This is a genomic window from Variovorax sp. 10N432, from assembly GCF_056394465.1.
Window position 1 is genome coordinate 132,510 of the sequence record NZ_JBFTHX010000012.1, and the last position, 11,715, is coordinate 144,224.

The 11,715-nt window shown below is 64.8% G+C and carries 11 protein-coding genes; 5 read left to right on the forward strand and 6 right to left on the reverse strand.

What is annotated here, in order from left to right; translation table 11 throughout:
- Nucleotide 1 precedes the first annotated feature (1 nt).
- From AC1DF3_RS16390 to rfbB, 6 genes are all read right to left on the reverse strand, one after another.
- Complete coding sequence (locus tag AC1DF3_RS16390) at nt 2-1,657, reverse strand: hypothetical protein (RefSeq protein ID WP_478140214.1); 1,656 nt, start codon at nt 1,655-1,657, stop codon at nt 2-4.
- Between the two features lie 66 nt (nt 1,658-1,723).
- Nucleotides 1,724-3,799 (reverse strand): DUF7024 domain-containing protein, encoded by a 2,076-nt coding sequence (locus tag AC1DF3_RS16395; RefSeq protein ID WP_478140215.1) that lies wholly within the window; start codon nt 3,797-3,799, stop codon nt 1,724-1,726.
- Nucleotides 3,800-3,906: 107 nt separating this feature from the next.
- A complete protein-coding gene (gene rfbC, locus AC1DF3_RS16400) occupies nt 3,907-4,455 on the reverse strand; it encodes a dTDP-4-dehydrorhamnose 3,5-epimerase (protein ID WP_478140216.1) in 549 nt (182 codons plus the stop codon).
- Complete coding sequence (gene rfbA / locus AC1DF3_RS16405; protein WP_478140217.1) at nt 4,452-5,339, reverse strand: glucose-1-phosphate thymidylyltransferase RfbA; 888 nt, start codon at nt 5,337-5,339, stop codon at nt 4,452-4,454. The genes rfbC and rfbA overlap by 4 nt, the downstream gene beginning before the upstream one ends.
- A gap of 19 nt (nt 5,340-5,358) precedes the next feature.
- Nucleotides 5,359-6,249 carry a dTDP-4-dehydrorhamnose reductase gene (gene rfbD, locus AC1DF3_RS16410; protein ID WP_478140218.1) on the reverse strand — a complete coding sequence of 297 codons (891 nt, stop codon included), beginning with the start codon at nt 6,247-6,249 and terminating at the stop codon, nt 5,359-5,361.
- A complete protein-coding gene (gene rfbB / locus AC1DF3_RS16415) occupies nt 6,246-7,325 on the reverse strand; it encodes a dTDP-glucose 4,6-dehydratase (RefSeq protein ID WP_478140219.1) in 1,080 nt (359 codons plus the stop codon). Before rfbB ends, rfbD begins: the two co-directional genes overlap by 4 nt.
- 205 nt (nt 7,326-7,530) lie before the next feature.
- Between rfbB and AC1DF3_RS16420 the strand changes: the two genes are divergently transcribed.
- From AC1DF3_RS16420 to AC1DF3_RS16440, 5 genes are all read left to right on the forward strand, one after another.
- Nucleotides 7,531-9,189 carry a hypothetical protein gene (locus tag AC1DF3_RS16420; protein ID WP_478140220.1) on the forward strand — a complete coding sequence of 553 codons (1,659 nt, stop codon included), beginning with the start codon at nt 7,531-7,533 and terminating at the stop codon, nt 9,187-9,189.
- A 77-nt stretch (nt 9,190-9,266) separates the two neighbouring features.
- Complete coding sequence (locus AC1DF3_RS16425) at nt 9,267-9,755, forward strand: phasin family protein (protein WP_478140221.1); 489 nt, start codon at nt 9,267-9,269, stop codon at nt 9,753-9,755.
- Nucleotides 9,756-9,871: 116 nt separating this feature from the next.
- Nucleotides 9,872-10,546: a TetR/AcrR family transcriptional regulator gene (locus AC1DF3_RS16430; protein WP_286506677.1), complete on the forward strand. Its 675-nt coding sequence runs from the start codon at nt 9,872-9,874 to the stop codon at nt 10,544-10,546.
- A 15-nt stretch (nt 10,547-10,561) separates the two neighbouring features.
- On the forward strand, nt 10,562-11,392 hold the full coding sequence (locus AC1DF3_RS16435) for a hypothetical protein (protein WP_478140222.1): 831 nt from the start codon (nt 10,562-10,564) through the stop codon (nt 11,390-11,392).
- Nucleotides 11,393-11,454: 62 nt separating this feature from the next.
- Nucleotides 11,455-11,709, forward strand: coding sequence for an acyl-CoA-binding protein (locus AC1DF3_RS16440; protein ID WP_286534182.1), 255 nt, complete (start codon nt 11,455-11,457; stop codon nt 11,707-11,709).
- The last annotated feature ends 6 nt before the right edge of the window (nt 11,710-11,715 follow it).

Here is an 11,715-nt window from a genome sequence, read left to right on the forward strand (position 1 = left end):
CTCACTCCCCGCTGCCGTCGCAATCCGCACGCCGGTAGACCGATGCATTGCGGATTCCCACGGTCACCTTTTCCGCCAGCGCATAGCGCTCGAGCAAGGCCCGGTCAGATGACGACAGCGGCGTTGCCCACTGCCAGTTGTTCACCACTATCACGTCGGGTCGGTTCTTGGGCACCTGGTAAAACGCCCGCAGCGTATCGGTCGCGAAGTTCCGCGCATCGCCGGGGAAATTCCAGCTGGACACCGTCGAGGGAGACATCGACGTCAGCAGGTAAAACCCGGGGCCGGTTCCGAGTACGGCAAACCTGGTTCCGCAGCCTTGCTGACGCTCGATGGCCGCGCCGAGCCGCTCGATGAAGACAGCCTGGTCTGCATCCGTACGCAGGCCGGCGAATGCACCCTGCCCCACGCGCACCGAATGCCGATAGGCGAACGAGCCGATCTGGCCGTAGTAGGTCGTGAAGGCCGTCGCCGCCATGGCCGCGCAGGCAAGGGCCGTGATGGCGTAGCCCGCAGCACGCTCGGGCCTGGTCGAACGCTCCGGAATCGCCAAGGCCAGGGTCGCGGCCAGCAAACCTCCGATCGGAAAGTTGAACAGGCCATTGAAGGCCATCGCGGCAGTCGCGATACCGCCGAGCAGGCTCACCACATAGAGGAGCGCGAGCACACGGGTTCGGCGCTCCCCGGTGCGCCTAATCAATTCCCGCGCGCCGTGAAAGATGCCGGACAGGGCCAGCACCAGGACCAGATCATGCGTGCGACTGTAGAAGGTCGGAGCAGGCGCAGTCGCCACGGCGATGACCAGCAGCCCGGTGCCGATGTCGCACAGCAGCCGCCACCGCGACGCGCGCAGACAGCGCAGTGCAGAGAGCACTGTCGCGGCAAGGCAGATCAGTGCCAGCCGCGGGTGGGCCGCGAACGCATCGAGCGCCGTCCGCACCTTACCGCCGATGCCGCCAGATACATTGTTGAAGGCGTTTGTGAAGCGCAGCATCTGGAGGAGATGGGCGTGGCCGAGGGCCACCCACAGCACGACGAAAGCCAGCGCCAGCATGACGGCGCAGGCAAGCGCGTAGCGCAGGAGCCAACGGCGCTCCGGCTTCGCATGGAGAAAAGCGAACGAAAGGACAAGCAGCGCTACGAGGGGTGCGATCAAGGGCGGGTAGGCAGTGCAGCCGACGGCCCACCAGAAGGCAGAAAGCCACAAGACCGGCGACAGCAAGGACAAGCCGCTGTCGCCAGCGGCCTCGAGCGACCGGGTGTAGCCGCAAGCGAACAGCGACAAGGCGGCCACGAGCGCATACATGCCGATGGTGTTGTAGGAAGGGGCGGGCAGGCTGAACGGGATGAACAGAAGCGACAGGATCGTCGCCAGCGTCGCCAAGGTCCTGCCGCGATGCAGGGCTACGGCCCGGTAGAGGCACAGCGCGGAAGCCGCTGCCAACGCCAGGTATACGAAGCGCAAGAAAAGCACCAGGCCGTCCGCGTCGCCACGCACTTCGCTGTACAGGTAGGCGAAGGGGTAGACCAGCAGAGCGGCCGTCTGATGCACCATCAGGAAAGCGTTGCCGCCCAGCCCCGTCTTGAGCCATCCGTCTATGAAGGCGGCGTAATAGGACTCGTCGCCGAGATCGATGCCCAAGGTCATGCGGAACACGAGGGCCGCCAGGCATATCCCGACCCATGGGAGGGGGGAGAACAGAGCCGTCTTCACCGCAAGCCCCTAACTGTTGGCAAGGGTTTCGACGCGTATCCGGTAGAAGCCGATGCCGAGTGCCCTGCCGTCGTCAGGGGGACAAATGGGGAACGGCACGTCGATTTCGATCGTGTTGGACGCGGTCCTCAGATCGAATTCGACGGCAAACTCATCTTCCGAGCCGATCCGCGCAGGAAGTTTCAGCATGCGGCGCTGCGCGCCGACCTGGACAGCGATGGGAGCGTCGATGTTGGGTCCGTAACCGACGGCACGGAACAACAGCCTGAACTTGCCCTGCAGCACATGCTTCAGTTCGATGGCAACGCGTTCCCCCGTGCTCCAACGTCCCCAGGTCTCGTTGGCGAAGACTCCGCTTATCGAATCCACGAAAGCCGGGAGCGCCGGCCGGCTGAAGTCGATCCCGTCCTCCATCGAAGCGCCGAAGGCGTGGCTTGCCTCGGCAGCGCTCATCACCACGAAGGGAGCGGCACGCAGTCCTGCTAGGCCGATGCCCAACATCCGGGCATCCATGGGAGGTCGGCTCGGGAATGGAACAGCGATCTCGATCACGTTCGAGGGAGCAGGCAGGTCGAAATGCAGCCAGGCACCGGTGTCACCGGCCAATTCCTTGGCGAGTCGCATTGAACGCACCTGGGATCCGACCCTGACGGGGATCGCGGCACCGGCGTTCTTCTCGTAGCCGACTGCGCTCACGAAGAGCCTGAACTTGCCTTCGAGCAGATGCTTGAGGACTATCACGATCTTGTCGCCCGTGCTCCACCTCCCCCAACCCTCGCTGGCACCGACGCCGGAGACGTAGTCGACCATTTCCGGATATTGCGCCTCGCCGAACTGGATGCCCTCATAGATCGAGGAGCCGAACTGGTCGACCGCTTGCCGGGCACTCAGCTTGGCCGAGGCTGGCGTAAGAATTTTGCGCTGGGGATGAATAGTCGTACGCCCGCCGGCCAGCGGCAGCATCAATTCCCGTCTTCCTTCGGTCAGCAGAGTCGACCATCTGGAGTCAGCCTTCAGCTCTCGGAAGAAGCCACGCTGTTCCATATTTCTCTGCCATGTGGCAGTGCAATACCCGTCCGAGAAATGGTGGGCTATGCGTTGCTGATCGGTCCGAATTTCCTCGATCAGCGCGTTGTCTCCCGCAAGGATTCGCTCGATGAGGCTTCGCGCTTCCTCGACCGTCGCCACCGACCCCTTGGTACGACTTCCACTGAGCCGATCCAGCAGAGAGCCTTTGTGAAACACGATCGGCATACCGTTGATCGAGGCTTCGATCGGCGAGTAGTGGACATGGCGCATCTCCGTCGAGTGGTAGTAAAGCACCGCGCACTCCAGATAGAGCCGATTGAGGTCCTCGTCCGAAACGAAGCCGGCCACATGCGGGTCCGCCACCGGACCATCCTGAGCGCCTATGATCACGTGCGGCAGATCGCCGAAGGCCTCCTTGAACTCCTGGTAGATCGCGCGGTAGTAAGGATTGCTGACGACGTGAGGGCAGACGAACAGTATCTTCGCCTCTTTGCCACTCCAACGATTGGCATTGGCAAAGAACGACTTCGGAACGCCTATGGGCAGGTACAAGGCTCGTTCCGCGAACACCGGATCTTCGCACTCGTGAAGATTGTCATAGCCTTCGCCGAACCAGAATCTTTCCTTGATTCCCTTGATCATCCGAAGCACGAGCGGGTCGTACAGGTTCTCCAGAACCAGCCGGTACGACTGGCCATTGTCGAGGCCGAAGGCACGAAAAACGATCTGCCCTTCGAAGTTCTTCAGCGCCTCAGTCACTTGCCGTGCATGAGGGATGATGAAGACCGTGCCGAAGTAGCGGTTCACGATCTTGACGATGTCCGTCGGCCATACATCCTCGTAAAAGTTGAACTTGTTCAAACGATCGAGGACGGCTCGAGGGATCGAGAGCGACTCGTCGAATGAGAAGTCGATCGCAGCGCTGCGGAAGTTCGTCTTCGGAATGACCTTGGGTATGTAGATCTCGAAGCCGAGCCTTTGGATCAAGGGCGCCTCGAACGGCATCAACGTCCGGTGGTTCAAAAGCCAAAGTACCCGCTTGTTCTTATTAAACATCAGTCGATCCAGGGATTACATGACACGAGAAGGTGACGAGGCCGCAGACATCCGGCCGCCGACCTCTCGAAGTCCGCACAAGCCGGTGTCTTGTTTCTTCGAGCGCCTTAGTCGAAGAGTTGCGCCTCGAGAAGCGCGGCGCCCGCGACGTCCTTGGCCGACAGTTGGAGGTCGACCTCCACTTCGGGCCACCGGATCCCGAGACTCGGATCGTTCCAACGGAGCGCGCGCTCATGCGCTGGCGCATAGTAATCGGTGGTTTTGTACAGGAAGTCTGCAGACTCGCTCGTGACCAGGAAACCATGGGCGAAGCCCTCAGGAATCCAGAGCTGCCGATGGTTGTCCTCCGTGAGCTCGACACCGACCCATCGCCCGAAGGTCGGCGACGACTTCCGGATGTCCACTGCCACGTCGAACACCGCGCCACGCACGCAGCGCACCAGCTTCCCCTGCGGCTGTTGAATCTGGAAGTGCAAGCCTCGCAACACACCCTTCACCGACCGCGAATGGTTGTCCTGGACAAACGCCACGTGCCGTCCCACCGCCTCGTCGAAGGCCTTCCCGTTGAAGCTCTCATAGAAGAACCCGCGCGCATCCCCGAACACCTTCGGTTCGATCAACAGCACATCGGGGATCGCCGTCGCCGTGACCTTCATGACCGGATCTCTTCCGCCAGCAGGTGCTTGAGGTACCTGCCGTAGCCGCTCTTTTCCAACGGCGCCGCCAGGCACGCCAGCTGCTCCCGATCGATGAAGCCATTGCGCCAAGCCACCTCCTCCGGGCAAGCAATCTTCAACCCCTGCCGATGCTCCAGCGTCGCGATGAACTGCCCCGCTTCCAGCAGGCTCTCGTGCGTTCCCGTGTCCAGCCAGGCATAGCCGCGCTGCATGATCTGCACGTTGAGCTTGCCCAGATCCAGGTACGCCTGGTTGACCGCCGTGATCTCCAGTTCGCCCCGCACGCTCGGCTTTACGGCCTTGGCGATGTCGACCACCTGGTTGTCGTAGAAGTACAGCCCCGTGACCGCATAGCTGCTCTTGGGCTTGGCCGGCTTCTCCTCGATGCTGCTGGCCTTGCCGCTGGCGTCGAAGGCCACCACGCCGTAGCGCTCGGGGTCGTGCACGTGGTAGGCGAAAACGGTCGCACCGCCGTCCTTCTTGTCGGCATCCGAGAGCAGGTGCACCAGGTCGTGCCCATAAAAGATGTTGTCTCCCAGCACCAGCGCGCTCGGTGAATTACCCACGAACTTGTCGCCAATGATGAAAGCTTGCGCCAACCCATCCGGACTCGGCTGCACCGCGTACTCCAGATTGATCCCCCACTGGCTACCGTCCCCCAGCAATTGCTGGAAGCGCGGTGTGTCCTGCGGTGTGCTGATGATCAGGATGTCGCGCATGCCCCCCAGCATCAAGGTGCTCAGCGGGTAATAGATCATCGGTTTGTCATAGACCGGCAGGAGTTGCTTGCTCATGGCCAGTGTCGCCGGGTGCAGCCGCGTGCCGGAGCCGCCTGCCAGGATGATGCCTTTGCGTTGGGTCATTCTTTTGTTCGGTCGTGGATTAGAGGGTCTCGGCCAGCATGCGCGCGACGCCGAGCTGCCAATGCGGCAGCTTCAGCCCAAAAGCCGCCTGCAGCTTGTCAGTATTCAGCCGGGAATTGTGTGGGCGCGTGGCGGGTGTCGGAAAAGCACTGGTCGGCACCGCATCCACCGCATCGGGCGAGGCCTTGAGCGCGACCCCTGCCGCTTGTGCCTGCGCCAGCACGAAACGCGCATAGCCGTGCCAGGTGGTCTCGCCGCCCGCCACGAGGTGGTACAGCCCCGCCTTGCCCGGGTCGGCCACGGTCGCCCGGACGGCATGGGCCGTCACGTCGGCCAGCAGCTCCGCCCCGGTCGGTGCGCCGAACTGGTCGTCGATCACGGTCAGACGGTCACGCTCCTTGGCCAGCCGCAGCATCGTCTTGGCGAAGTTGCCGCCGCGTGCCGCATAGACCCAGCTGGTGCGGAAGATCAGATGCCGCGCGCAATGCCGCGCGACCAGCAGCTCGCCTTCGAGCTTGGTGCTGCCATAGACGCTGAGCGGCGCCGTGAGGTCGTCCTCGAGCCAGGGCTTGTTGCCGCTGCCGTCGAATACGTAATCGGTCGAGTAGTGCACCATCAGGGCGCCGATTTCCTGCGCCGCCTGCGCCACCACGCCCGGCGAGGTCGCATTCAGCTTGCGCGCGAACTCCGGCTCGCTCTCGGCCTTGTCTACCGCGGTGTGCGCCGCCGAGTTGACGATCACGTCGGGCCGCACCTTCAGCACCGTTTCGGCCAGCTGTTCCGGGCGGCTGAAGTCGGCATGGAAGTCGGTGCTGTCGAAATCGAGCGCCACCACCTCGCCCAAGGGCGCCAGGCTGCGCTGCAGCTCCCAGCCCACCTGCCCGCCCTTGCCGAGCAGTAGCAGCTTCATGCCGCCGCCTTGGCGGGCGCAGCGTCGTACTGCTTCTGCACCCATTCGCGGTAGGCACCGCTCTGCACGTTGGCCACCCATTCGCTGTTGGCGAGATACCACTCGACGGTCTTGCGGATCCCGGTGTCGAAGGTCTCGGCCGGCTTCCACCCCAGTTCGCGCTCGAGCTTGCGCGCATCGATCGCGTAGCGGCGGTCGTGGCCCGGGCGGTCGGTGACGTAGCTGATCTGCTCGCGGTAGCTCTTGCCGTCGGCCCGCGGACGCAACTCGTCAAGCAGCGCGCACACGGTGTTGACGATCTCGATGTTGGGCTTCTCGTTCCAGCCGCCAACGTTGTAGGTCTCGCCCAGCCGGCCGACCTCGAGCACGCGGCGAATCGCGCTGCAGTGGTCCTTCACGTAGAGCCAGTCGCGCACCTGCATGCCGTCGCCATACACCGGCAGCGGCTTGCCGGCCAGCGCGTTGACGATCATCAGCGGGATCAGCTTCTCGGGGAAGTGGAAGGGGCCGTAGTTGTTCGAGCAGTTGGTCGTCAGCACCGGCAGGCCGTAGGTGTGGTGCCAGGCCCGCACCAGGTGGTCGCTTGCCGCCTTGCTGGCTGAGTACGGGCTGTTGGGCTCGTACTTGTTCTCTTCGGTGAAGGCCGGGTCGGTGGCAGACAGCGAGCCATAGACCTCGTCGGTCGACACATGCAGGAAGCGGAAGGCGGCCTTCTGGTCGGCCGGCAGCGCGCTCCAGTAGCCCCGCACCGACTCCAGCAGTCGGAAGGTGCCGAGCACGTTGGTCTGCACGAAGTCCTCGGGGCCATGGATCGACCGGTCGACATGGGACTCGGCGGCGAAGTTGACGATCGCGCGCGGCTTGTGCTCGGCCAGCAGGCGGTCGAGCAAGGCACTATCACCGATGTCGCCCTGGACGAAGAGATGCCCGGCATGGCCACTGAGCGATGCCAGCGTTTCAAGATTGCCGGCATAGGTCAGCTTGTCGAGATTGACCACGGCCTCGCCGGTTTGTGCAAGCCAGTCGAGTACGAAATTTGCGCCAATGAAGCCAGCGCCGCCGGTGACGAGAATCATGCGGGTCCCTAAGTTTTCTGAATGAGTGGCCGTCCCGACGACCGGGCGAAATTATCTCATTGCGGAAATTGCCAAGGCGAACATCGTCGGAACGCGGCTCTCACGTGCGAACCAGGCGTCCAACGGTGAAGAATCGTAAAGACTGGAACTCGTTGAATCCGCGCCCGATCCGAGCCTTCGCTACCGGCCAACGGGGGACACATCTATGCAAGACAAGCCCGGGCGTTTCGACGAAATCGTCTTCTTGGACAATTTCTTTCGCTCTTCCGACAACCTGTTGACGTCCTATCCGGCGAACCGGCGCTTCCTTCGTCGAACCTTCGGCCCGCCCGCCAACCGACTGGGCATGTCGTGTCGCGAACTGGCCGCCCGTTCAGAAGGCGGTGAACTCGACGTGGCGGCGATGATGCGAGCCCTGGGCCTGCCTCAAGGCCCGCCCGGCTGGGCGAAGACCTGCGTGGCCGACCTGTCGAGACTCCTCGCCCCCGGGCTCATGCCACGGTTCACGACGCGGACACTGGTGATCGGCTGGGGCATGCCGCCGTCGCTGATGCACCTGCTGGACCAGCAAGGCGTGTCCTTTCTCGATGTCGAGATCGCGCCCATCCGCTTTGCCACCCATTTGAACTTCTGCGCGCGCACCAACGACCGACCGATCGAAGCGGCCCTCGAACGCTGGCGCATCGACGACGAGGTCTTCTGGAACGAAGCGACCGTGCTGCAGGGTTATTTTTCACGCCGAAGCGCCCCGTCCTTGTTCCACGCCGACCTGCGGATCGGGCTGTTCTGCGGCCAGAGCGCCATCGACTTGGCGCTGGTCAGCGACGGCAGGATCGCCCGCCCCATCGACGCGCTCGACAAGGTCCGCTCCCTGGCCAAGGAGGTGGACCTGCTGGTGATCAAGCCCCACCCCTACGAACCAGAACACTCGCAACTGGCCGAACTGGCCTCCGGCATTTCCAATGTGGCCTGGACGGACGCCAACTTCTATGCGCTGCTTTGCGCGGACAACCTGCGCCTCGTCTGCGGGCTTTCGTCCGGCGCGCTGCGCGAGGCGCCCTACTTCCAGAAGGATGTGGTGCAGTTGATCGAGCCGGATCGAAACAATCGCGCCACCCTGCCGGCCGCTTGCTCGAACTGGATCCCGGTCGGTCCAGGCATTGCCTGCGTGGACTTCCTGGCGGACGGCTGCATGGCCCATCCGGTCGCCCCGTCGACGCCCGCAGCGCGCTTCCCCGACGATGCGCTGGACCGGGTATTCGGCCTGCGCTGGGGGTTGGATGCACAAAACGCTGGATTGGGCGAATTGCATACGCTGAAGCCCGGCCGCACCTATGCGCTGCGCGACGGCAGCCTGCCGACGGGCTGGCTGAGCTTCGGCTGGGACAAGCCAGGCAGCGCCGGCGTTGCGGTCGCCGCGGCGCACGCCTGCGTCGTCATCCCGCTTGCCGCCGGCTCGTGGCCGGAGGCGGCCGTGCCAGCGATACGGATCAACGGGAAGCCCTGCCGGCAAGGCAACGAACGCTTGCGCCTGTCTGCGCACCTGGAGCCGCCCGCGGCGCCGCGCCTGCTCGTGCTGGACATCGAGGTCGGCGACCGACCGGGATTTCGGCTGCGCGAGCTCTGTGTAAGCGCCGCGACGGCTGGCGAACCATTGGCGGCGCATGCAACTTCAGCGCCCCACGCGGCGGCGACGGCGACGCTCGCCGGACTGGCCCTGGCAGCGGCCGCACTGCTCGCAACGAGCCTGGACATGGCCGACGCGGACACCTCGCGCTGGACGGCGATCAAGCACAGCGTCGTCTCCAGAGTGCAGACGATCCGCGCCGACATCCATGCCCTGCTCCAGCGACACGAGGTCTAGCCGCCTTGGGGACGCGGCTCTAACAACCCTTGCCCCCATGGCCTAAAGTCGCAGCATTCACATCCCGAGGTTCAGCCATGGAAAAACCTTCCGACGACAGTGAACGCACCGCATCGGCGGCGAGTGACCGCATCAAGGACTCCGCCCAACAGATCTGGCTCGCGGGCCTCGGCGCCTTCGCCAAGATGCAGCAGGAAGGCAGCAAGGCCTTCGAAGCCCTGGTCAAGGATGGGGCCGGCGTGCAGAAAAAGACCCAGCAGGCCGCCGAAGAAACCCTGGCCCAGGCGCAGGCCCGGATGGCCGGCTTTGCCAGCGAGTTCGGCACCAAGGCCGCGGGCGGCTGGGGCAAGCTCGAGAACATCTTCGAGGAGCGGGTCGCCCGCGCCCTCGAAAAGCTCGGCGTGCCGTCGGCCGACGAAGTCGCGGCCCTGCGGGCCCGGGTCGAGGCGCTCGAGGCGCAGCTCAAGCGCCAGGCCAGCGCCGCCGCGCCCCGCAAGACCGTCGCGCGCAAGACTTCGGAGCCGGCCAAGCCTTCGCAGCGGCACAAGCCGGGCGGCGCCAGCTGAAGCACGCCTGACCAGACCCTGAACGCCCGCGCGGCGCTCGCCCGCCGGCGCGCCGCCTCCCCCACCTCCGCGGACTTGCGCTAGAGTGCTCCCCACGAGACAAACGGGGCTACGACATGGCCAAAAAAGCGCCACGCCGCACTGCGCAACGCATCCTCGAAGCCGCACTTGACCTGTTCAACCGCTTCGGGGAACCGAACGTCTCCACCACCCTGGTCGCCGGCGAGCTCAACATCAGCCCCGGCAATCTCTACTACCACTACCCCGCCAAGGACGAGCTGATCAACCGGCTCTACGAGGGCTACGAAACCGAGCTGCTCGAACTGCTGCATGCCAGCGAAGGCGTGCACGACGTCGAAGACGCCTGGTTCTTCATGCACAGCCTGTTCGAACTGATCTGGCGCTACCGCTTCCTCTACCGCGACCTGAACGACCTGCTCAGCAAGAACCGCCATCTCGAGACCCAGTTCCAGCTGGTGCTCAAGAACAAGGCCCGTGCCATCCGCGCCCTGATCGCCGGCCTGGGCCGCGCCGGCCACCTCGACATCGATGCGCGGGAGGTCGACACCCTGGCGCAGAGCATGGTGGTGGTGCTGACCTACTGGCTCAGCTACGAATACGTGCGCAACCCGCGCGAGGCCCTGGAGCCGGCGCACGCCCAAGGCGCGCTGATGCGCGGCGCCCACCATACCCTGCACCTGCTGGCGCCTTATCTCGCCACCGAGCAACGCCGCCACCTGCTGGCCCTCAGCAGCGCTTATGCTGGCGAAGATCAATCCGCGATGGCCTGACACCTCATAGAGCGAATGAATCCACCCCCACCCGACCCGCTTTCGCTGCTTTCTTCCCGGGAACCCGACACGGTGGGGCAATGGACCCGGCTGCCCTACCGCGACGGGCCTCGCTTCAACGCCGCCGACCTGCACCTGCACTGGCCCCGGCTGCATGTCGGGCAGGGGCTGCCGACGCCGCCGCAGGGCCCGCTCGCCGAGGGCTGGGCGCTCTATCACAGCGGGGATTTCGAACGCGCCGCCGCGCTCGGGCTGGCGCACGCGCCCGAAGGCCTGGGGCTCGCCAACCAGGCGACGGCGATCTACGCCAACTACCTCGAGCCGCGCGAATCCGTGCGGCAGGCGCTGTTCAAGCAGGTGGCCGAGCGCGCCACCGCGCAGCTCGCGTCGGACCCGGACGATTGCCAGGCCCTGTATTGGCAGGCCTACGCGCTGGGGCGCTACAGCCAGGGCATCAGCGTGGCGCGGGCCCTGGCGCAGGGCCTCGGGACCAAGGTCAAGGGCGCGCTCGAGCACCTGATCGAGCTGCGGCCGCAGCACGCCGACGCCCACGTGGCGCTGGCGGCCTTTCACGCCGAGGTGATCGACAAAGTCGGCTCGCTGGTGGGCCGCATGACCTACGGCGTGCGCGCCGACGCCGCAGTCTCGCTGTTCGAGCGCGGGCTCCAGCTCAACCCCCACTCGGCCAGCGCGCTGATCGAATACGCCCGCGGCCTGCTGATGCTGCACGGCGATTCGCGCATGCCCGACGCCACCCGGCTCTACGAGCGCGCGGCCCACCTCGAACCGGCCGACGCGCGGGAGCGGCTCGATGTCGAGCTGGCGCGGGCCGGATTGATCGATTGATCTATCTCAACGGCGCCGTCACTTAAGATCGCGCTTCGTTCTTCATCACGCCCCTATCTTTCATGTCCGACCTGAACGCACTGTTCGAATCCGCCCAAGCCAACTCCAAGCTGCTCGCCGAGCGCCCGGACAACCCCACCCTGCTGAAGATCTACGGCCTATTCAAGCAGGCGACGGCCGGCGACAACGCCGAGAAAAAGCCCAGCTTCAGCGACATCGTGGCGCGCGCCAAGTGGGACGCCTGGACCGCACGCAAGGGACTGAGCGCCGACGAGGCGAAGCAGCAGTACATCGACCTGATCGAGTCGCTGCGCTGAACGGCG